Origin of the sequence: Reyranella soli (assembly GCF_007992495.1) — a bacterium.
Classification (GTDB): Bacteria; Pseudomonadota; Alphaproteobacteria; order Reyranellales; family Reyranellaceae; genus Reyranella; species Reyranella soli.
The window spans coordinates 22582-45083 of the sequence record NZ_BKAJ01000081.1 but is presented as its reverse complement, the minus strand read 5'-3'; the positions used below and the strand labels follow the sequence as shown (position 1 = coordinate 45083).

Annotated in this window: 17 protein-coding genes; 12 read left to right on the top strand and 5 right to left on the bottom strand. The window is 64.9% G+C overall.

All coding sequences use genetic code 11. The features are described from left to right. Positions 1-16 precede the first annotated feature (16 nt). From RSO01_RS23215 to RSO01_RS23185, 7 genes are all read left to right on the top strand, one after another. Entirely contained in the window at positions 17-793 is a 777-nt protein-coding gene (locus RSO01_RS23215) for a polysaccharide deacetylase family protein (protein WP_147151847.1), read from the top strand. Continuing rightward, on the top strand, positions 790-2127 hold the full coding sequence (locus RSO01_RS23210; protein ID WP_147151846.1) for a putative glycoside hydrolase: 1338 nt from the start codon (positions 790-792) through the stop codon (positions 2125-2127). The genes RSO01_RS23215 and RSO01_RS23210 overlap by 4 nt, the downstream gene beginning before the upstream one ends. Beyond that, positions 2078-4411, top strand: coding sequence for an exo-beta-N-acetylmuramidase NamZ domain-containing protein (locus RSO01_RS23205; protein WP_170303294.1), 2334 nt, complete (start codon positions 2078-2080; stop codon positions 4409-4411). The genes RSO01_RS23210 and RSO01_RS23205 overlap by 50 nt, the downstream gene beginning before the upstream one ends. 231 nt (positions 4412-4642) lie before the next feature. Continuing rightward, on the top strand, positions 4643-4927 hold the full coding sequence (locus RSO01_RS23200; protein WP_246158703.1) for a DUF4242 domain-containing protein: 285 nt from the start codon (positions 4643-4645) through the stop codon (positions 4925-4927). 169 nt (positions 4928-5096) lie between these two features. Then, positions 5097-6440: an extracellular solute-binding protein gene (locus RSO01_RS23195; protein WP_147151844.1), complete on the top strand. Its 1344-nt coding sequence runs from the start codon at positions 5097-5099 to the stop codon at positions 6438-6440. A 56-nt stretch (positions 6441-6496) separates the two neighbouring features. After that, entirely contained in the window at positions 6497-7378 is an 882-nt protein-coding gene (locus RSO01_RS23190) for a carbohydrate ABC transporter permease (protein ID WP_246158700.1), read from the top strand. Further along, complete coding sequence (locus tag RSO01_RS23185; protein WP_147151842.1) at positions 7375-8253, top strand: carbohydrate ABC transporter permease; 879 nt, start codon at positions 7375-7377, stop codon at positions 8251-8253. The genes RSO01_RS23190 and RSO01_RS23185 overlap by 4 nt, the downstream gene beginning before the upstream one ends. Positions 8254-8462: 209 nt before the next feature. On the opposite strand, the gene RSO01_RS23180 is transcribed toward RSO01_RS23185, so the two are convergent. Genes RSO01_RS23180 through RSO01_RS47485 form a run of 3 tightly spaced genes read right to left on the bottom strand, consistent with a single transcriptional unit; the run spans position 8463 to position 10681 of the window. After that, complete coding sequence (locus tag RSO01_RS23180; RefSeq protein ID WP_147151841.1) at positions 8463-9218, bottom strand: maleate cis-trans isomerase family protein; 756 nt, start codon at positions 9216-9218, stop codon at positions 8463-8465. A gap of 15 nt (positions 9219-9233) precedes the next feature. Next, the gene (locus tag RSO01_RS47490) at positions 9234-10478 is read right to left on the bottom strand and encodes an MFS transporter (RefSeq protein ID WP_170303293.1); all 1245 of its coding nucleotides are present in this window, start codon (positions 10476-10478) and stop codon (positions 9234-9236) included. Between the two features lie 47 nt (positions 10479-10525). Next, entirely contained in the window at positions 10526-10681 is a 156-nt protein-coding gene (locus RSO01_RS47485) for a hypothetical protein (protein ID WP_170303292.1), read from the bottom strand. A gap of 412 nt (positions 10682-11093) precedes the next feature. Here RSO01_RS47485 and RSO01_RS47480 point away from each other — a divergent pair, with 412 nt between their 5' ends. Together RSO01_RS47480 and RSO01_RS23170 are read left to right on the top strand one after the other, a co-directional pair. After that, positions 11094-11999, top strand: coding sequence for a hypothetical protein (locus RSO01_RS47480; protein WP_170303291.1), 906 nt, complete (start codon positions 11094-11096; stop codon positions 11997-11999). Positions 12000-12012: 13 nt separating this feature from the next. Further along, entirely contained in the window at positions 12013-15879 is a 3867-nt protein-coding gene (locus tag RSO01_RS23170; protein WP_170303290.1) for a hypothetical protein, read from the top strand. Here the strand turns inward: RSO01_RS23170 and RSO01_RS23165 are convergent. Together RSO01_RS23165 and RSO01_RS23160 are read right to left on the bottom strand one after the other, a co-directional pair. Then, positions 15876-18764 carry an ATP-binding protein gene (locus RSO01_RS23165; RefSeq protein WP_147151838.1) on the bottom strand — a complete coding sequence of 963 codons (2889 nt, stop codon included), beginning with the start codon at positions 18762-18764 and terminating at the stop codon, positions 15876-15878. The genes RSO01_RS23170 and RSO01_RS23165 overlap by 4 nt on opposite strands. A 174-nt stretch (positions 18765-18938) precedes the next feature. After that, on the bottom strand, positions 18939-19751 hold the full coding sequence (locus tag RSO01_RS23160; protein WP_147151837.1) for an enoyl-CoA hydratase: 813 nt from the start codon (positions 19749-19751) through the stop codon (positions 18939-18941). A 15-nt stretch (positions 19752-19766) separates the two neighbouring features. On the opposite strand from RSO01_RS23160, the gene RSO01_RS23155 reads away from it, so the two are divergent. From RSO01_RS23155 to RSO01_RS23145, 3 genes are read left to right on the top strand one after another with little or no spacing between them, the layout of a single operon-like run. Beyond that, on the top strand, positions 19767-20792 hold the full coding sequence (locus RSO01_RS23155; RefSeq protein WP_147151836.1) for an alpha/beta fold hydrolase: 1026 nt from the start codon (positions 19767-19769) through the stop codon (positions 20790-20792). Next, positions 20789-21814 carry an alpha/beta fold hydrolase gene (locus RSO01_RS23150; RefSeq protein WP_147151835.1) on the top strand — a complete coding sequence of 342 codons (1026 nt, stop codon included), beginning with the start codon at positions 20789-20791 and terminating at the stop codon, positions 21812-21814. The genes RSO01_RS23155 and RSO01_RS23150 overlap by 4 nt, the downstream gene beginning before the upstream one ends. 2 nt (positions 21815-21816) lie before the next feature. Then, a complete protein-coding gene (locus tag RSO01_RS23145) occupies positions 21817-22287 on the top strand; it encodes a hypothetical protein (protein WP_147151834.1) in 471 nt (156 codons plus the stop codon). Positions 22288-22502 lie beyond the last annotated feature (215 nt).

Sequence of the window (22502 nt, the reverse complement as noted above, 5' to 3'; positions counted from 1 at the left end):
GAGCTCATAGGTGCGTATGCAGCGTGTTGCTGGGTGGCTGTCCGCCATTGTTTGCCTGCTGTCTCTCACCTGCCTGTCGCCCGGCTTTGCCGCCGACCCGTCCTCTGTTCCCATCCTGCTCTATCACCGCCTCGGTCCGGTCTCGCCCGATGAGATGACCGTGACGACGCCCGTGTTCGAGGCTCAGCTCAAGCTGATCCAGGAGCGCGGCTACAAGGTCATCCCCCTGGCGGCACTGGTGGCGGCGCTGGGCGACTCCGCGGCTCCCCTGCCGGAGCGCGCCGTGGTGCTGACCGCCGACGACGGCCATCGCACCGTCTACTCGGACATGTTTCCGCTGATCCTGCGCCTGAAGATTCCGGTCACGCTGTTCATCTATCCTTCGGCGATCTCCAATGCCGACTATGCGATGACCTGGGCACAATTGGCCGAGATGAAGGCGTCGGGCCTGGTCGACATCCAGTCGCACACCTTCTGGCACCCCAATTTCAACGTCGAGCGCAAGCGCCTGGCGCCGGCGGCCTACGAGAAGTTCACCCAGGACCAGCTCCTGAAATCCAAGGCCGTGCTCGAGCAGCGCCTGGGCGGCAAGGTCGACCTCCTGGCCTGGCCCTTCGGCATCCATGACGACCAGCTCGCTCAATGGGCGCAGGCAGCAGGCTACGTCGCAGCCTTCACCATCGAGCGCCGTCCGGCGACGCGATCCGACAAGATCATGGCGCTGCCGCGCTTCATCGTCACCAACCTCGACCGCGGTGAACGCTTCGTGTCGCTTCTGGGAGCATCAAAATGAAGAACGTCCTGCGGCCGCTGCTGGCCGCCGCTGCGCTTTTCCTCGTGCCGGTGGCCGCGGCCTACGCCCAAAGTAACAACGCCGAGGTGAAGCAAGACCAGGTCAAGGAGGCGGCGCGCGACGCCGAGCGCGAAGGCACGATCATCGACCGCGCGACCGGCTCACCGATCGCCGGCGCCGTCGTCACGGCGGGCGACAAGACGGTGCTGACCGACGCGAAGGGCCACTATCGCGCGCCCGCCGGGACCCAGCCGTTGCAGGTCCGCGCCGTCGGTTACGGCCGCTCGGCCGTCGCGGCAAGCGACGCCGGGCCGCCGACCACCGAGCTCGCGCCGTTGCGGCCCAAGGCGCTTTACCTCACCGTCTACGGCATCGGCGCGCCGTTCCTGCTCGATCCGGCCCTCGACGTGATCGAAAAGAGCGGCCTCAATGCGCTGGTCATCGATCTCAAGGGCGATCGCGGGCTCATCCCCTATCCCAGCAAGCTGCCGCTCGCCGCCAAGATCGGGGCGCAAAAACTGCGCACCATTCCCGACCTGAAGGCGCTCGCGACCAATCTCAAGAGCAAGGGCATCTACCTGATTGCCCGCATCGTCGTGTTCAAGGACGACCTGCTGGCCGCGTCGCATCCGCAGTGGGCGATCCGGACCGCGGGCGGTGGCCTGTGGAAGGACCGCGAGGGACTGGCCTGGATCGATCCCTCCCGCCGGGAGGCGTGGGACTACACCCTGAGCGTCGCCGAGGAAGCCGCCGCGGCCGGCTTCGACGAGATCCAGTTCGACTACGTCCGCTTCCCCGACACCGGCGGCCTTGCCTTCGCCAATGCGTCCGACGAGAACGGGCGCGTGGCGGCGATCACCGACTTTCTCCGCGAGGCGCGCAAGCGCCTGGTGCCGTACAATGTGTTCACGGCAATGGATTCCTTCGGTTACGTCTGCTGGAACCAGAACGACACGGGCATCGGCCAGAGGGTCGAGGACCTTGCCACGGCGGTCGACATCATCTCGCCCATGCTCTATCCGTCGGGCTTCCAGTTCGGCATCCCCGGCTACCGCAATCCGGTCCAGAACCCCTACGAAATCGTCCACCTCACGCTCGAAGAATGTAAGCGGCGGACGGCGAACACGGCGGTGCGGTACCGGCCGTGGCTGCAGGCATTCACCGACTATGCCTTTGGCGGAAAGGTCTTCGGCGCCGATGAGATTGCCAAGCAGACCAAGGCGTCGCGCGACGCCGGCACCGACGGTTGGATGCTGTGGAATCCCCGCAACGTCTACACGACCAATGAGATCAAGCCGGAGCCGCCTGAGACCAAGGCCAAGGCAGACCGCTGAGGCGCTGCGGCTCTTCCTCGTCGGCCTGATCTGCCAGGTCGCCGTCGCCTGCGCGGCGCCGGCGACGCCTGCCGCCGCGGCGCCGCCCACCTCTCCAAGCCAGGCCGCCGACGCCATCGGCGCCATCGTGCGCGACGAGATCGCCAACGGAAAGGTGCCGGGCGCCGTCGTCGTGCTGGGCATCGGCGATCGCATCGTCGTGCGTCAGGCCTACGGCAACCGCTCCGTGATGCCCTCGGTGCAGCCGGCCACGCTCGACACGATCTACGACGCCGCTTCGCTCACCAAGGTGATGGCGACGTCGGTGGCGATCATGCAGCTGGTCGAGCGCGGCCAGATCGATCTCGACCGGCCGGCCGCCGCCTACTGGCCGGCCTTCGCCGCCAACGGCAAGGCCGACATCACCGTCCGCCAGCTCATGACCCACTATGCCGCCCTGCCGGCCGGCATCCCGACGCGCGCCTGGTCGGGCACCGAGGGCGCGCTCGACGCCATCGTCGCCCTGAAGCCGCTGGCGCCTGCCGGCACGCGGTTCGTCTACAGCGATGTCGACTTCATCGTGCTGGGCGAGATCGTGCGACGCGTCTCCGGCCAGTCGCTCGACGCCTATGCGGCGCAAAACATCTTCCAGCCGCTCGGCATGCGCGACACCTCCTTCCGGCCGTCCGCACCGCGGGACCGTATCGCGCCGGCCGACGTCGAAGGCGGCGAACTGCGCTGGGGCGAGGTCCAGGACCCCATTGCCTATCGCATGGGCGGCGTCGCGGGCCACGCCGGCGTCTTCACCACCGCCGACGACCTCACGAAGTTCGCGCAGATGATGCTGTCGGGCGGCAAGGGTGTGCTGAAGCCGGCATCAGTCGCGGCCATGACGCAGCCGCAGAGCCCGCCCGGCGGCTCGGCTTTGCGCGGCCTCGGCTGGGACATCGATTCGCCCTATGCCGTGTGGATGGCGCCGTCGTTTTCGACGCAGTCCTACGGCCATACCGGGTACACCGGCACGGCGATCTGGATCGATCCCTCGACCAGGACCTTCCTGATCGTCCTCACCAACCGGCTGCATCCCGACGGCAAGGGCAACAATCTGCAAATGCTGCGGCGCATCTCGACCGTGGCCGGCGCGGCGTCACGCGGCGAGCAGAGCCGGGTGATGTCGGGCATCGACGTGCTCGAAGCCTACGGCTTTCGCCAGCTAGCCGGGCGCCGGGTCGGGCTCATAACCAACCGCTCGGCGCTCGACTCGGGCGGCCGGCGCACCGCCGATGTCCTGCGCCAGGCCAGTGCCCGGCAAGGAGGGGGGCCGCAACTGGTGGCGCTGTTCAGCCCCGAGCACGGGCTCGATGCAGCGGCCGAAGGAAAGATCGCCTCGGGACGCGACCAGGCGACCGGCCTGCCGGTGTTCAGCCTCTATGGCGAGACGAGGCGGCCGACACCGACCATGCTGGCCGGCCTCGATGCGCTGGTCTTCGACATGCAGGATGTCGGCGCGCGCTACTACACCTATCCCACGACCATGGCCTATGCGATGGAGGCCGCGGCCGCCAGCAAGCTCGACTTCTATGTGCTCGACCGGCCCGATCCCATCACGGCGAGCACGGTGCAGGGTGCGGTGCTCGATGACGATCTCACCTCGTTCATCACCTATCTGCCGCTGCCCGTGCGTCACGGCATGACGCTGGGCGAGCTGGCGCGGCTGTTCAACGCCGAGAAGAACATCGGCGTCCGGCTGCATGTCGTCACCATGCGCCGCTACGAGCGGACGATGTGGTTCGACCAGACCGGCTTTGCCTGGGTGCCGCCGTCACCCAACCTGCCCAAACTCGAGCAGGCCGTGCTTTACCCGGGCGTGGGCATGATCGAAGCCGCCAATGTCAGCGTCGGCCGCGGCACCGACTCGCCGTTTGAGCTGGTGGGCGCGCCCTGGATCGACGGCAAGGCCCTGACCGATCATCTGAACGGTCGCAGGATTGCCGGCGTGCGCTTCGAGGCTGCGACCTTCACGCCGCGCGAATGGGTCTATCCCGGCCAACGATGTGAAGGCGTGCGGATCGTGCTGACCGACCGCAACCGGCTGGACAGTCCGCTGCTCGGCGTCGAGCTGATGGCCGCACTCTGGCGCCTCTACGGCGACCGGCTCCAGATCGACCGCACGCTCGGCATGATCGGCTCGCGAGCCTCGCTCGCGGCCGTCAAGGCGCTGGTCGATCCGCGCGACGTCGCGCAATCCTGGACGCCCGGCGTGGCCGAGTTCCTCGCGAAGCGGCAGCCGCATCTCTTGTATTGAGTCTTGCCGGAGCGCGGACCTCCAGGTCCGCTCATGTCTTCCGGACCGCCGGCTTCCAGCCGGCCTCATGAGTCATGAGCCGGCTGGAAGCCGGCGGTCCGGAAGAATATGAGCCTAACGCTCTCAAGCGTTTGCCAACGATTTCTCAAGGGTAAATCAACCATCCGTTCAAGCTTTGCGGCGGCCTTTCCGGCATTCGTCTTCGGACATCTTGCAAGAGGGAAAGCGACCATGGCACTGCGCAGATTCATCATCGAGCGCGACATCCCAAAAGTGGGAACATTCGAGCGCGAGCAGCTGCGCCAGGCCGCGGCGAAGTCCAATGAAGTGCTGAACCAGCTTGGCTCGGACATCCAATGGATCGAGAGCTTCGTCGCCAACGACAAGACTTTCTGCGTCTATCTGGCAAAAGATGAAGCCGTGATTCGGAAACACGCCGATATCAGCGGCTTTCCGGCCACCAAGATCACGGAAGTGTCGAAGATGATCGATCCGACGACCGAGAAAGCGGCGTAGCCAAAGTTTGGCGGCCGGCAGCCCAAATCACAGGCCGTCCAGCTGGAATCAGCCGGACGGCTTCGTGCGCGTGTAACGGCTGCAACAAGTCGCGCTTAACGACCTCCCATTCCTCCTCTAGGCTGGCACCAAGGCGGCAAACGCCGGACAGCGTGGAGGAAACAAAGTAATGCGTCAGTCGATTTCTCGCCGGCGTGCGCTGCAGGGCGCGGCCGCCCTGGGCGGCCTGGCCGCGCCGATGCTCAATACCGTGACGGCCTATTCGCAGAGCAGCGCCTTCAACTGGCAGCGCTTCAAGGGCCAGGCGATCGAGATCGTGATGGAGACCGGCCCGCGCGCCGACCTCGTCAAGAAGCACCAGAAGGAGTTCGAGGAGAAGACCGGCATCAAGGTCGGCCTGGAGATCATTCCCGAGCAACAGGCCCGCCAGAAGACCACCATCGAGTTGAATTCGGGCAAGCCCGCCTTCGATCTCTTCAACATCGCCTATCACGTGCAGAAGCGGCAGATCGAGAAGGCCAAATGGCTGTTCGACATCACGCCGTGGACCAAGGACCCGCAGATGACGCCGGCCGAGTATGAGTTCGGCGACATCTCCAAGCCGGGCTGGGACTACGCCACGCAGAGCGACGGCAAGATCACCAGCCTGCCGATGTTCGTCGACTACTTCATGATCTACATCAACAAGGAGCTGTTCGCGAAGAAGGGCCTGCAGCCGCCCAAGACCATGGACGAGATGATGGATGCGGCGGCCAAGCTCAACGATCCGGCCAACGGCATCGCGGGCTATGTCGGCCGCGGCCTGCGCAACGCCAACGTGCCGCTCTACACGCAGTACCTGTCGGGCTGGGGCCAGCAGACGACCAAGGGTGACCCGCCCGAGCTCATCACCGACACGCCCGACGCCATCGCCGCGGCAGAATACTACAAGAAGATCCTGACCAGCTACGCGCCGCAGGGCGTGACCGGCTTCAACTGGAACGAATGCCAGGGCCTGTTCATGCAGGGTCGCGCCGCAATCTGGCTGGACGGCATCGGCTTCGCGCCGCCGGCCGAGGACAAGACCAAGAGCCGCGTCGTCGGCAAGGTCGGCTATATCCTGCCGCCGGCCGGCCCCAAGGCGCACCACTCGGTATTCTTCGGCGGCGGTGCTGCGATCCCCAACGCCAGCGCCAAGAAGGAAGCGGCCTACATGGCGGCGCTCTGGATGACCGGCCGGGAGATGACCAGCCGCATGCTGCAGACCGGCGGCGGCGTGCCGTTCCGCTCGGAGCCGCTCAAGGATCCCAAGGTGCTGTCGGGCCTCACCATTCCGAAGGAATGGGCCGACTGCGCGGCCGGCTGCGCGCCGATCTCGATGCCCGGCCTGCCGGTGATCGTGCCGGTGACGCAGTTCCGCGACACCATCGGCACGGCGCTGACCAACATGCTGGGCGGCGCCGATCCCGCTGCCGAGCTCAAGCGCGCGACGGCGGAGTTCAAGCCCATCCTCGAGAAGAGCGAGCAGGGTTGAGGCCACATCGACGGCGGGTGGCGTAGCGTATGGCTGGAGCAGACATATCGGGCGGCATGACGAGCCGGGCGTCGGGTGATGCCCGGTTGCGGCCCTATCTCGGCTTCATCTGGCCGGCCCTGATCGTGTGCACGGCCGTCATCATCTTCCCGTGGCTGTTCACGGTGTGGATGAGCCTGAACGACTGGCATATCGGCAGCGAGCGCGCCTTCGTCGGTTGGGCAAACTACGCCAACCTCGCGACCGACCGGCGCTTCCTCGAATCGATCGGCCACACCTTCTACTTCACCATCCTCGCCGTGTTCCTGCCGCTGGTGCTGGGCACGATGGCGGCTCTGGTCTTCCACAAGAAGTTCCGCGGCCGCGGCTTCTTCCGCGCGTTGTTCATCATGCCGATGATGGCCACGCCCGTGGCAGTGTCGCTGGTATGGACCATGATGTTCCATCCGCAGCTCGGCGTGTTGAACTACCTGTTGAGCCTGGTCGGCCTGCCGCCCTCGCAATGGGTGTTCGCCACCAGCACGGTGATCCCGAGCCTGATCCTGGTCGAGATCTGGCTGTGGACGCCGTTCGTCATGATCATCGTGCTGGGCGGGCTCGCCTCGCTGCCGACCGAGCCCTACGAGGCCGCCCTGATCGACGGCGCCTCGCAATGGCAGATGTTCTGGAAGATCACCTATCCGCTGGTGCTGCCCTTCCTGGTGGTGGCGATGATCATCCGCACCATCGACGCGCTGAAAGCATTCGAGACGATCTGGGTGATCACCAACGGCGGTCCAGGCACCGCCTCGGAAACGCTCAACGTCTATCTCTACGCCCAAGCCTTCGCCTACAACCAGGTCGGCACCGCCTCGGCCGTTGTCGTGGTGTTCTTCGCCATCATCGTGGCCCTGTCGCTGGTGCTCCTGTGGGCGCGGCAGAAGGCGAAGTGGTCATGACCCTCGCGCTCGACAAACCCGCCCTCGAGAAGGGCGTCCTCGGCAAGCGCGGCCGGCGTCGGCTGCGCAAGGTTGCCGACAAGGCGGCATTGGCGCTCGCCGTGGCCGTGCTGCTGGCGCCGTGCCTGTTCGTGTTCTTCTGGATGCTGTCGCTGTCGATCAAGTACGACATCGACAACACGGCGTGGCCGCCGGTGTTCTGGCCGACGGAGCCGACGCTGGACAACTTCCGGCACGTCTTCGAGGAAAGCCCGATGTTCCTCTACTTCTGGAACAGCGTGCAGGTGACCGGCAGCGCGACCCTGGTCGCCCTGCTGCTGGGCGTGCCGGCGGGGTACGGCATCGCCAAGGCCAAGGCCAATGGGCTCGCCGCCATGCTGCTGCTCAGCCGCATGACGCCGGGCCTCTCGTACCTGATCCCGCTGTTCACCTTGTTCCAGATGCTGGGCATGATCGGCACCGTGTGGCCGATCGCGCTCACCCACATGGTGATCACCCTGCCGATCGTGGTCTGGATCATGATCGGCTTCTTCGAGACCCTGCCGCACGAGCTCGAGGAGGCCGCCCGCATCGACGGCGCCAACCTCTGGCAGGCCTTCCGCTACGTCGCCTTGCCGCTGGCGCGGCCGGGCATCGTCGTGGGCGCGATCCTGTCGTTCATCTATTCCTGGAACAACTTCATCTTCGGCGCGGTGTTCGCCGGCCGCACCACGCGCACCATGCCGGTCGCGGTCTACAACATGCTGACCTTCGAGAGCTTCGCCTGGGGGCCGCTCGCCGCCGCCGCCATCGTCGTCATGCTGCCGGTGCTGGCGCTGACCATCGTCATCCAGCGTGAGATCGTTCAGGGCCTGTCGGCCGGCGGGGTTAAGTAGCCCTTAAGGCATGATCGTCCAGGGTGGAAACGAAGGCGACCTCATCCTGAGGAGCGCCCCCCTCGAGTACCTCGGGGTAAACTCCGTGCGCGCCTCGAAGGATGGGCAACGGAGACCGTGCTCGTGCCCACCCTTCGAGACGCCACGCTTCGCGTGGCTCCTCAGAGTGAGGTTTCTCTGGCTGCGATTCAGCCTGAGGCGATAGCGCTCTAGAAACGCGCCAGCAGTGAGCCGTAGCCATAGACCTTGTCGGTGATTCCGTTGGTCCGCAGCGCGTGCCAATAGGTCGTGGCGTTGATCTGCAGCACGGGCTTGTCGAGCCAGCGTTCGGCTTCGTCGGCCAGCTTGGCGAAGGGCAGGTTGGCGCCGAAGGCGACGATCGCCTCGACGTCCGGCCCGTCGATCGAGCGCGCCGCCTTGATCATGTCCTGGGCGGTCAGCACGGAATACGAGGCCGGGCTCTTGCCACGCATGTGGCAGAAGCGAACGATCTCGTAGCCATGGGCGCCCAGCACGGCATTGAGACGCGGCTCGATGCAGGGGTAGTACGGTTCCATGATGGCGATCTTGCGCTTGATGCCGTGGGCCTTGAGGCCGGCCGCGACGGCATCGGAGGCGATCGAGACGGGAATGTCCCAGCCTGCCACCTTGCGCACGCGACGCTTCAGCTCTTCGCCCCATTCGAGCGTGCCGCCCCATACCGAGAGCGCGGAGATGCCCAGGATGAACGCGTTGGGCTTGGCGTCCATGACCCGGTCGACCGCGTCCTCGAGCGACTTGTCGATCGCCTCAAGCTGCCTCTCGAAGTCGGCGTCCGAGGTCACCGGATCGTCGGCGATGACCATGCGGGCGAGGTGATTGGTCACGCCCGCCGGTCGCATGTCGTCGTATTCGGGCTGCACGACCGTATTGGTCGACGGCGTCGTCACGCCAAAGGCAAGCCTCCAGGCCAGATAGTCACGCATACTTTCACTCCCTTTTCAGTTCGCGGCGCCCTTCAGGGCGGCGCGCAGCTCGTCGCTCGGTCGCACGTCGCGCACGCGGCTGTAGATGGTCACCGCCACCAGCAGCACCGCGCACATGAAGCCGAACAGGGTGCGATAGGCCAGCTCCGATCGTGCGCCATCGGCCAGCGGCGCAAACGCGCCGAGGATGGTCCCCGACAGCGTCTGCATGCAGGCGACGCCCAGCATCACGCAGGTGTTCATGGTCGACATGCCGCGCCCGATCAGGCGGTCGGGAAAGATGCCGCGGCCATGGGTCATGATCATGGTGCTGGAGGCGCTGAAGAAGCCCATGGCGACGATCCCGCCGATCGCCACCCACAGGGACGCGCCGCCCGCCAGGGCCAGCATTGCGAGGATCAGGGCGATCGTCAGGGTGCCGCCGAAGGCGATCCATTTGCGGGTATCGAGCAGGCGGTCGAGCGGCCCGAAGGTCAGCATGCCGACCTGATAGGCCAGCACTGCCGCCAGCAGCACGTTGCCCGACTGAATGATGGTGAGCCCGTGCACTTCGCGCAGAAACGGCCCGCCCCACAATCCCTGCACGGTGAAGGTGCAGGCGTAGTTGCAGAAGTTCAGGGTCAGGATGAAAGGCAGCTGCGGATTGCGCAGGACCTCGGCCATGCCGCGCAGCATCTCGCCCGGTGTTTCGATTCTCCGGTGAAGGAACGGATGGTCGGGCGGCGCGTCGCGCACGACCAGCCAGACCGCGACGGCGGCCAGCGCGGTGAAGATCACCACGATACCGAACACGCCGCGCCAGCCGATCAGCTCGGTCCCCCAGGCCAGAGGCGTCGTGGCTAAAAGGTTGCCGATCAGGCCGATCGACAGCACCAGCGCGGCCATCGTCGAGAACCGGTCGCGCGGGAACCAGCGGGAGATCACCACCATGCTGCCGATCAGCATGACGCCGAACCCTGCGCCCATCAGGGCCCGGCCGGCCAGCAGGACCGGCCAGCCGGACGCCACGGTGAACACGGTGGCGCCCACCGCCGCCAGCAGCAGCATGCCGGTGACCGTGCGCCGCGGCCCGAAGCGGTCGAAGAGAAAGCCGCAAGGGATCTGCATCGCCGAGAAGCCGAAGAAGAAGGCACCCGTCAGTGCGCCCAGCGCTTCCGGCCCGATCTCCAGGTCGCGCATCAGGTCGAGCCCGATCGTGACGTTGGAAGCTCGGAAGAAGTGGCTGGCGACGTAGGCGGTCGCCAGGGTGGCGACGATCACCAGGCCCTGGCGCCGCAGGGCGGGCGCGCTTGAAGGAGACAGGAGGCCTACTTCCCGACGAACACGGGCTTGCGCTTCGTCACGAAGGCCCGCATCGCTTCCTTGTGACCCTCTGTGCGCGACGCTTGCACGGGGCGCTCGGCTTCGCGGTGCAGCGCCGTCGGGTAGTCGATGCGGAGCGAGTCGTCGAGATCGTCCTTCATTTGCGCGGAACTCTACGACAGCACGCCAGGCCGAAGCCAGGCTTGTCGCTCGGTTGAGGAGAGCCCATCGTCGTTGTCGTCGACGGCCTCGACGAGGCGCCACAGGCCCTGGCCAGGGCTGTTCGAGGGCCGCAGCCAGGGGTTGAACACCTTCAGGGTTAGTCGTGGCGAAGGTGACGAAAGTCACATAGCCCGTACCGTTGGCCATGATAGGCTGGGCTAGTAGCGCATCTTGTCGGTGGACCTCCTTAGGGCATGGGAGGTTCGGATCAGGGGGGAGATTGCGCAATGGCCCGCAGGCGAAGCACCCGTAAGGCGTTGGAGACCGATCAGGCATTGGCTGATGCCACCCTGAGCCGTCGTCGCGCGATCCCGGGAGCGCCATCTCCGTCCACGAGGTTTCGACGACGCAGTGACGGCCAGGCTCGGCGCTGCATCGCGGCGAACCCGCCGTCGATTCATTCGCGGCGCTTCCCATTCCCTGCACCACCGTCAACCAAGGCTGGCTAACATGGTGTCCGGCAATCTGCCCAAGGGGGCAACCTCCCAGACAATCGGCGGCGTATCCGAGATCGCCGTCATGGCCCCGATCAGAAAGGGCCGAATACCCAACGAGCGCCGGACCTACGAGGAACGATTGCGGATGACGATCGCCAACCTCGCCGGTCGAGTGAAGCAGGGATTGCCGACCGAACTGGACAAGGTTCCGACCATTCACTTCGGCCGAATGATCATCATTCGTCCAGAACAGTATCTGGTCTACTCCGCGGTGAGAGGCGTCCGCTACGATCACCCGGCTGACGGCCACGCCCTGCAAATACCGGACGCGATCGATGAATATCACGCGTTCAGCCATGGCCAGAGTGAGGCCGGCAGTAATGCCACAGCGCATCATGCGAACGGGGGAAGGCCGATATTCCGCTCGTGGTTGCTGACGCTGGTGGAGTTTGATGGAGACCTGCGGACGTACTTCAGGGACGTCGCGGAATTCCTCGGGCCCGACTTCGACTCGGTATTTCGAAATTGTCAGGACTTTCCCGGAACCAGCAACTTCGAGCAGTTCTGGGCATGGATCCGACGCTATCAGATCGAAACCGGCCTTTTCTATCCGCGCTATCGCGACCTTTCGGTTGCGCGCATCAAGCAGCTCCAGGACTTCAAGCGTCGCTTCGACGCGTTCGTCACCAAGGTGCGTTCGCCGACCGGGCGGCGCGTGGAATCGATGGACGAGCTGTTCGACGAGTTTCTGCGAAAGACCCAGCAGTATGCCAGCGATTTCCCGACACCCGGCGGCATGTACAAGCCGGGCGAGGATTAAAGGGGGATAGACAATGGCAAATGACCAACAAGCGGCGACGCCGGGCCCATCGTCGAAGCAGCCGGTTGCGAGGACCGTGCAGCAGAATATCAACCGAGCCTCACGCTTCGCTGGCAGTAACCGCGGACGCGACTGGTCGCTCTTCTTCTTCTTCAGGATCTTGCCCGAGGCGGAAGTCGACGAGGAAGCCGGTCGGGTGGCGAAGTACATGAAGGCCCTGAAAGGGGGCAGCGACAACGACAAGCAACGCGAAGGGCAGGAACTGCTGACCACGTTGCGTACCTCGGCGGCGATGAACGCCGGCCTCGTCGACCAGAGAATCGCCGAAAAGGGAAAGAAGGATGAGCACATCGGCGCAGCGGATGAGCCGACGCAGCTGTTTCTTGATTGGCTGAAAGTGGTCTCTGGCGGGGGAGTTGGCGGCCTGGTCAAGAGCCTGAGGGACAAGCTGGCGTTGGCCGGCATCACCGATGCCTTCGGACCCGCCAAGTCCTGGGATCCGGCGACTGGACCAATGTTTCCCTCGGCTGCGAGCGCTGCATGGCTGACATCCACCTCAGCCGAGAAGGCGCCCGAGGCCCTCCACGGGCTATGTGAAGACCTGCGGCAGCTCACTGCCATTCTCAACGACCCGAAGGCGTTGACAGATTTCATGACAGCCGAGTTTGGCAGTACGCCTGGCGAGGCCGGACTGAAGGCGTTGTCCGGTGGGCTGCAAGGTGTCTGCCTTTACGAAGTCTTGCGTCAGCTTGCCCACGCTCAATGCAAGGCGCCTGGCAGCGAAGCGGCACAGGCCATCATGCGAAGCGATGCTAACGCCGATCATTGTCCGTGGGACCCTGTCCCGATCAATTTCGCCTTCACCTATTCCGGGTTGGAGGCACTCAAGCTCGACGGCCGCGTCCTGGCATCGTTTCCTGAGGTATTCAGGGAAGGCATGGCGGCGCGAGCCGAGCGGCTGGGCGATACAGGGCCGAGTGCGCCCGAATACTGGGACGGCGTCCTCGGTCTCGATCGCGTTCATGGCTACTTCACCGGTGGATTCAGGGTCGGCGCCGAAGGCCAGCCGGTCGAGGAGAAACATTGGAAGAAGTTGCGCGACCAGATCCAGGCCTACAACGACCGCGCCCCGGTCGACGAGCAGGACCAGGGCCAGAATCTGCGCACCTGCCTTCGCACTTACTTCAAGCTGATCGGCATGGATATCCTGCATATCGAGCTCGGACAGGCTCCCTATGAAGTGGATAAGAACGGCAACGTAGAGCCGCCTGAGCATCGCCTGGAGCATTTCGGCTTTCGCGACGGCATCAGCAACCCATTCGTCGATCTCGGGCTCGGTGCCCCGCCGCCAGGTGGCGGCACGCCGCGTCGCAACCGCACGTGGTCGCCGGTGGCGGAGGGAGAAATCTTCCTCGATCGGGCGGATGAAGACGGTAATTTGCACGAGTCTCCGGCTCATCCGGATTTGCGCAGCGGCGGCACCTACCTGGTGTTTCGCAAGCTCGAACAGGATGTGGCCGGGTTCCGCGCGTTTCTCATGAAACAGCGTCCGAACGACCCAGTGGCGCAGCGCAAACTCGCCGCGCAGTTCGTTGGGCGCTGGCCAAACGGCACGCCTCTCGTGCTCGCTCCCGATGCCGAACTCGAGCTGGGCGGTGATCGGGACAAGCCCAACTTCATGTTCAACGATTTCCTCTACAAAGAGGATGATCCGAGGGGCCTGAAATGCCCGCTGGGCGCCCATATACGCCGCTCGAATCCCCGTGACATTGGCGGTACCAACGACGTCCGCCGCCATCGCATCCTTCGCCGTGGCATCGCCTATGGCGGTCCACTGCTGCCGGCCAACTCGCTGGGCGACGGCAACAAACGCGGCATGCTGTTCATTTGCGCCAATGCGCGCATCGATCTGCAGTTCGAGGTGATCCAGGCCAACTGGCTCAACAGCGGCGAGTTTCTCGGCCAGGCCGGTCTCAATCGCTGCCCCCTCGCCGGCGCCAATGCCGGAGGTACGCAAGATGCCTTTCTCGAGGCCGGCGCCGCCGCGCCGGTCACCGCGCTGCCGCGCTTCGTCGTCACCCGCGGCGGCGACTACTTCTTCGCCCCCGGCCTGGAAGCGCTGGCCAAGATCGCCAACCGCTTCAAGTTCAAAGTGGACCGGGCGGACCTGCCCTACGGCGGGTGCAGCATGGCGGATGTCGCGACGCCCAGCCTCTTCAACGAACAGCGACTCGGCGAGTACGGGAAAAAGATCTTCGGCGACGAGAGCAACAAATCCACCGTCATAAGGGTACCGCTGCCGGAGCTTATGCGGCCCGATGGCCTTGCCGCGTTGCCGGACCCTGCTGCGCTCCGCCGCGCCGGCGGGTCCGTAAACCCAGCAGGTGTAAAGGTACCGACGGTGGCCTTCGTGGGCCGGCTCGAAGACGTCAAGCGGGTTCTGTCAATGACAGTCCGCGAGAACAAGATCGTCCACTCGATCGCCCAATACCGCGACACGGTGGAGCGTATGGCCTTCGGTCACCCATCGCCGGTCGCGACCGAGTTCGGCTCAGGTACCGAGGCGACACGCCGGAGGATGTTCAGCGTTCTTGGGAAGGCGTGGAAGTTGATGGGAGAAGGGACATACGAGCGCTTCGATGAAGTGACAAAGCGCAGCATCACAGCGGCATTGGGAGCTACTGGTCCGAGCAAGCGGATCGATCTCGTTCACGATCTTGCTTCCGGCGCCGTATATGACGTGTTGGTTGACGTATTCGGTACGCCGGGCCCTGCCTATTTGACGGAACTGGCCATTTCGCTGCCGTTCTCCTCGCTGCACGTCGGAGCACTGCAACCCGAGTGGGTGACGGCAGCCCGGCTCGCCTCGAAGTCCGGGGTTCCCGACAATTTCAGCCTGGCGAGCCTGCAAATCTGGTCGATCCTGATGACGATCGACCTCATCGGCAACTATGAGCAGCAGCCCGAATTGATGGCACTGTCTGCCCAGGCCGCCGCAGAGATGTTGACCCATCTCGGCACCGTGATCACCAAGGCGCGCGCGACGTATGCCCTGGGCGCCGCCAACTACAGGCAGGCCGTCGCACGAAGCCGACCGCATGAGCCGTCGCCGAACCTGATGGCGTCATTCGTGTACCTCGAAGACCACTTCGTGAAGGGGCACAACAGCCCCGAGGCCTGCTACGACAGCGCCTCGGAATACTACGCCGACGTTCGAGTGATGCTTCTGGAATTGGTGGGCACGATGGTCGCGAACATTCCGGCGGCCTTCGGGACCGTGATGGACGCCGTGCTCAAGTTCAATATCCCCTTGACCGAACTCCTTCCCATTCTGCTGGGAACGCCCCAGTTTGGACCGGGCGGCAAGTCCGAGGACATGCCAGGCGAGGATGGAGTGGTTCGCCTGATCTACGAAACCTGCCGGCTGAATGGGCTGATCAAGGTCTTGATGCGCACCTGCAGGCAAACTGACGTGCTGCCGAGCGGCGGCGAGGTCGTGGAAGGTGACGTGGTTGCCGCACTCCTTGGTGTTGCCGCGTTTGATGAAGAACACTTTACGGAGGCACGGCGCTTTTCCCTCCATCCCTTCCTGCCGGGCCCGGTACGCAACATCGACGACTATCTGATGTTCGGGGAACGGAACATCGAGAAACCCGGAGGACGGGGTTGCTGGGGACGCGACACCGCGCTTTGCATCCTGAAGGAGTGCGTCAAGGCGGCCGGCCGCCTGCAGCACCTGCAAAGAGTAGCAGGCCCGGCTGGACGCGCGCGGACGCTCACCCAGGTCACCATTGGGCTGCCGGCGCGCTACAGCGGCGTGTTGCCGGACTGGCCGACGCCAGAGCGTCCAACGGAATGTCCAGTGAAGCAGCCAGCTTAGGTTTCGGCCACCAGCCCATACTGCCGGCAGAGGTCGCGCTGTTCGGCGAGGTCGCGCTCGAAGTCCTGGCCGGAACCCGACTCGCGCAGGAAACGTGCGCGCAGCCCAAGGCCCTGCACAATCAGGCAAGGATTGGCGATGCTGCGCCCGATCTCGAGAGCCTGATCGATCGCGGCGAGGCACCGCTCGATCCTGCCGCTGTCGAACAGGGCCTCGGCGTAGCCGGCGTTGAGATAATAGAGCTCAAGACGCCCGGTGCGCTCTTCCTGTCCGAGTTCAAACCAATTTTCCACGATGCGCACGGCTCTTTCAGCCCGCTGGCTTCTGGTGAGAGCTGTGGCGAGCAACCCGGTGATGTGCGGCAGCCCGGCGAAGTAGCCATTTCTCTCGATCAAGGCGATCGCGATTTCCAGACATTCGACCGCCTCTTGGTTGCGCTTCAGTTTGATCAGGTTACGGCCCATTCCGAGACGGGCGAGCACTTCCGAGTATGGTTCCCTTTGCTGCTCGGCGATCTCCAGGGCGCGCTTCACCATGGTCAGGCCTTCTTCGTAGGCGCCGACTTCCATCAGGAACCAGCTCAAGAAACTGCGCACGACCGAGCCGGGGATTGCCGCCGCCCCCAACCGTGCCGTCTCGAGTTTGCCGCTGAGCATCTCGCACAGTTCACGCTGTAGGCCAATGGCGCGGGGCATATCGGCCATGCCATGCAGAACGCTCGCAAGCATGAACTTGGCGGCGAAAATCAAGGGCAGGTAGCCGAGCTTGGTGGCGATCGCCAGTGCACTCTCGCTTTGCTTGAGGCCCTCGGCGTAACGCCCGTCGAACCAGCTCACCATGCTCATGTGGCACAACGCAGCACAGACCTTGTCTTCCCGATTCTGCTTTCCAGCCAGTTCCATGGCACGGGTCAGATAGGGGCTCAGCCTTCTGAACTCGCCGATCTGCTGAAGTGGATCGAACGCCATCAGCACGAAATCGACGTACTGCCTTTCCGCCGGTTCTCCGATTCGCTCGGTGAAGCGTATTGCACGGCTGAACATCAGGTGGAGAGAGCCGCTCGCCGAACTGCGGCGGGCGCGCAGCGCCGCCAGCCACAGATAGTTGAGCGCTTCCACGTCGTTGCGAGCGCCTTCGGCATGAAAGGCGAGTCGCTCATATTGAGCGTTCAGATCGGGATGGATCGACTTGATGGCGTCTATTGCGGCGCGATGAAGTTCCTGTCGCCGCAAGCCGGGTACGGTCGCCAGGCACGACTCGGCGACGATTGCGTGACGGAAGCGAATCGACTCCCGCTCGGCCGGATAGACGATTTCCAGCTGTTCGAGTTCCGAGCGGTCGCGCTCGAACGCATCGCGACTGAGCTTGAGGGTCCTCAAGGCGAAATCGGTTTCGACTTCCTCGCCGAGAACGCTCAATGCCTGGGCGCAGGCCTTGGCGGGAGCAGCCAGTCGGTTCAATCGCGCATGGATGGCGGATTGAACGCTTTGTGGTGAAAAATCGACATTCGCCGCGCCCGCCGCATCGATCGACAGCATGATCTGCTCGAGCACGAACGGGATGCCATCGGCTCTGTCCAGGACCTTGTGAAGCACACGCTCCGGCAAGACCCCCTTCGGCGACAGTTGCTGGGCAAGCTTCGCCATCTCGTCGCGAGGCAGCGGCGGCAGCCGCATCACCGTGTCGGTGATCTCTCGGGCATCGCGCATCGCCTCAGGCCTTCCCGTAACGATCAAGGTCTGTGCGTCGACGAGTTCTCTGGCAAGCAGTCGCAGGCAACGAATGCTCTCCGGGTCAAGAAGATGGAGATCCTCGACCACGATCAGTATCGGCGTGCCCTTTATCAGGGTCTTGAACGCCCCGATGAGCACGCGTGCAACCTGGGTTGGCGTCAGCCTGCTGCCGTCCTCCTCCTTCCCCGGCCGATTGGCCAGAAGGACGGTTCCGAGCGGACCACCGACAAGGTCGTCGAGGCCATGATCATTCAGCGCCGAGATGATGTCGTTGTCGGACGTGGTCTCGTTGAGCGACAATCTTGCCAGGATCAACGATCGCATGGTCGAGTAGGGTGTCGCGCGCTTGTGCGCATCGCCGTAAAACACCAGGACCGCGATGCTGCTCTTCTGCGCGTCTTCAATCACCGCTGCCGCCAGCCGGCTCTTTCCTATGCCCGGCTCGCCGATCAGGGCGAGCGCGCGATGGCCCTTGTCGTTGTCGACCAAGGCTGCGCGCAATGTCTGAAGCTCGTCGAGGCGTCCGACGAGTGGCGCGCCGTAGATGCGCGGAGAAGGCTTAATGTCCAGTTGATTGGGCCGTGGGTGCAGCAGGAACGCCCTTGCCTTGATCTGCGTCAGGAAGGGCAAGGCATCGAGCGGCGTCACGTCCTGCTCAATGCGGCACAGGTCGAGGGTCTGCGAGGTGACCAAGGATCCGTCGGGCTCTGCGCTCTTTTGGAGCTGGGCAGCGACATGGACCGTGGCACCCACGGGGTCGAGCCGCGCGCCGATTTCCATGTTCATACGACGAAGGCCGACTAGGCCGGAATGGATGCCGACGCGAAAGTGAATCGGCCGCTTGGAAGCATCACGCAGCGGCTGGCCGGCCAGACCAGGCTGTTGGATCAGCCACGCTGCCTCGCAAGCTCGATCGGCATGGTCCTCCAGCGACTGCGGCCAGCCAAATGCGGCGATCCCGCCATCGCCGGAGAAATTGAGAAACATCCCGCCGGCGCGTGTCACCGCGGAGTTGAGATGGTCGTAGATCCGGTCCAGCAGCACCTGCGCATCGTCCGGATCGTCGCCGGCGATGTGACCAGTCGAGTTCACCGTATCCACGGCAAGTATGGTGACGATGCTCCGCTCCGGCGAATCGGCCAGATTTCTCATCGGATCATCCGTTGTCCCGCCGCCTGCGACCGCGCAGCTGCGGTCGCCTTGATTTTACAGCGCGACGGGCCCGAGGTCGACCCGATTACATGACATTGCAGTCCGCCTCCACTAATGCGGGCTTAACGCCCGATAGCTGGAAGACATTGCAGTTAAAGCCCGCCCAGCGCGCGTTCAACGTCCGACAAATGCCGGTTTCCGCTTCTCCACGAAGGCCCGGACCGCTTCCTTGTGGTCCTCGGTACGCGAGGCCTGAACCAGCCGCTCGGCCTCGCGGTGCAGCGCCGTCGCGTAGTCGATGTGCAGCGCGTCGTCGAGATTGTCCTTCATGTTGCGCAGCGCCACGCGCGGGCCGTTGGCCAGCGACTTGGCGAACTCGAAGGCCTCGTCGCGCAGCTTGTCGTCGGCCACGATGCGGTTCACCAGGCCGATGCGCTCGCAGCGCTCGGCGTCGACACGCTCGGCGGTGAACATCAGCTCGCGCGCCCGCGCCGAGCCGACGGCGCGCGTCAGCAGCCAGGCGATGCCGTAGTCGCCCGACAGGCCGACCTTGGCGTAGCCGGTGCTGACGAAGGCGGACCTGGCGGCGATACGGATGTCGCAGGCGAGGGCAATGGCGAGGCCGGCGCCGGCCGCCGCGCCGGGCAGGGCGGCTACGGTGGGCTTGCGCACCGCGACCAGCGCGCCGGTCAGCGCCGCCTGGCGCCAGCGCAGGTCGCTCAGCCGCTCCTCGAAGGTCATCTGGCCGCGCGGACCGCGCCCGCCCATGCCCTTGACGTCGCCGCCGCTGCAGAAGGCCGTGCCGGCGCCGGTGATCAGGATGGCGCCGACGTCGGGATCCTCGCCGCGCTCGCGGATCTGGCTGCGCAGCGCCGGGGTGAGCTTGTCCGACATGGCGTTGCGCGCCTCGGGCCGGTTCAGCGTGATCAGCGCCACGCCGTCGCGGACCTCGCATAAAAGTTCGGTTGTGCCGGTATCGATTTCCATGGAAGCCTCCGTGCCATGACATTCCCGGTCACCGAACACACCGTCAAGACCGCCCGCCACACGACGGGCTATCTCGCCTGCGGAGCGGAAGAGGGCCCGTTGCTGATCTTCTGCCATGGCTGGCCCGAGCTTTCGCTGTCGTGGCGCCATCAGCTTCCGGCCATGGCGGCGCTGGGCTTCCGCTGCGTCGAGCCCGACATGCGCGGCTACGGCCGCTCGAGCACCTACGCCCGGTATGAGGACTTCCGCCAGGAGCTGATCGTCGAGGACATGCTGGAACTTCTGGCGTCGCTCGGTCGCGACAAGGCCGTGTGGATCGGCCACGACTGGGGCAGCTCGGTGGTGTGGAACGTGGCCTCGCACCATCCCGACAGGACGGTGGGCGTGGCGAGCCTCTGCGTGCCTTACATCGCCGCCGGCAACTCGGTCGAGAACCGCCTGGCGCTGATCGACCGCTCGGTCTATCCCGCCGATCTCTATCCCGTCGGCCAGTGGGACTATCACTATTACTACGAAGAGCATTTCGACGAGGCGCAGGCCAGCTTCGAAGCCAACATCCGCAACGCCGTGAAGGCGATGTTCCGCAGGGGCAATCCGGCCGCCGTCGGCAAGCCTGCGGCGACCGCATCGGTGCGCAAGAACGGCGGCTGGTTCGGCGGCGGCGCCTGTCCCGACGTGCCGCGCGATGCCGACGTCATCACCGAGCAGGACCTCGAAGCTTATACCGCGGCGCTGACGCGCCACGGCTTCTTCGGGCCGAACGCGTGGTACATGAACCACAAGGTGAACGCGCAGTATTCCAGGCAGGCAACGTCGCCCAAGCTCGCGATGCCGGTGCTGTTCCTGCACGGCGCCTACGACACGACCTGCGAGACAGTGAACTCACGCTTCGCCGATCCCATGCGCGCCGATTGCAGCGATCTCACCGAAGTGGTGGTGAAGTCGGGCCATTGGATGGCGCAGGAGCAGCCGGTGGCCGTGAATGCGGCGCTGGCCAAGTGGCTGGCGACGAAACTGCCCGACTATTGGAGTGCGGCATGACATTTCCGGTGACTGAACACACGCTCAAGACGGGGCGCCACACGACGGGCTACCTCGCCTGCGGGCCGGAAAGCGGACCGCTGCTGGTCTTCTGCCACGGCTGGCCCGAGCTTTCGCTGTCGTGGCGGCACCAGCTGCCGGCGATGGCGGCGCTGGGCTTCCGCTGCATTGCGCCCGACATGCGCGGCTACGGCCGTTCCAGCACCTACACGCGCCACGAGGATTTTGCGCAGGAGCAGATCGTCGGGGACATGATCGAGCTCTTGGCCTCGCTCGGCCGCGACAAGGCAGTGTGGATCGGCCACGACTGGGGCAGCCCCGTGGTGTGGAACATCGCCGCCCATCACGCCGACAAGACCGTGGGCGTGGCGAGCCTCTGCGTGCCCTACCTTGCCGAAGGCTTCACCCTCGAGAACATCGTGCCCCTGGTCGACCGCAAGACCTATCCCGAAGCCGAGTTTCCGGTCGGGCAGTGGGACTACCAGTTCTTCTACCAAGAGAGCTTCGACCAGGCGTGCAAGGGCTTCGAGGCCAACATCCGCAACACGGTGAAGGCGCTGTTCCGCAAGGGCGATCCCAAGTCGGTCGGCAAGCCGAGCCGCACGGCGTTCGCGCGCAAGAACGGCGGGATGGCAGGACCCAACGGCTTTCCCGACGTGCCGCGAGATGGCGCTGTGATCACCGAGCAGGACCTCGATGCCTATACGGCGGCGCTGACGCGCAACGGCTTCTTCGGTCCGGACTCCTGGTACATGAACCACAAGGCCAACGCCGCCTACGCCAAGCGTGTGCCCAACGGCGGCAGGCTTGCGATGCCCGTGCTGTTCCTGCACGGCGCCTACGACGTCACCTGCGAAACCATGACGTCACGCCTGCCCGAGCCGATGCGTCGCGACTGCGCCGACCTTACCGAGGTGGTCGTGCATTCCGGCCACTGGATGGCACAGGAGCAGCCGGTGGCGGTGAACGCGGCGTTGGCGAAGTGGCTGGCGACCAAACTTCCTCACTATTGGCAGGGTTAGACATGCGTATTGCTCTGATCGCTTTCGTGGCCTTCTTCGCCCTGCCTGCTGCCGCGCAGACGCCGCCCGCTCGTCAGAACGCGCCCGCGGCTCCGGCCCCTGCGCAGCAGACCAAGCCGGCGGCAAAGGACAGCCCGCTGCCGACGCTGAACATGGTCGTGCCGCAACGCGACCGCGACGCCGCCTTCGCCTTCTACCGCGACGAGATCGCCGCCGGCCGCTGCCCGGCGCCCTTGGTGAGACGGGACAAGGCCTGCGGCGCGCCGGCGGCCATGCCGACCAAGCCCTGGAGGCTCGACCAGCCTTTGCCCGACGGCGTGAAAGCCGACGCGCCGCCGCCCGGCCTGATCGCCAAGCTGTCGCCGTCGCCGGCCGGCCATCAATACTTGCGCGTCGACACCGACATCCTCGTCATCGGCCTCGGCACGCGCAATGTCGCGGCGCTGGTGGTCGATCTCAGCCGATTGCAATAAGAACCGTAGTTATTGATTAGTTACCTGAGTCATGGTAGGATCCGACGTCTTTGTCGCTCTATGCATCGTCTATCCGATTCCAGATCGCGAGAGGACCGCTCCTGCGCCGAGCGGTCCGCCCTCTCGTGGCATTACGCTTGAGAAATCTACGGTCCCGCTTCGGGGTGCACTCAAGCCTGTCGGGGGGTAGCGCAAAATGCGAGAAATGCGGAAAT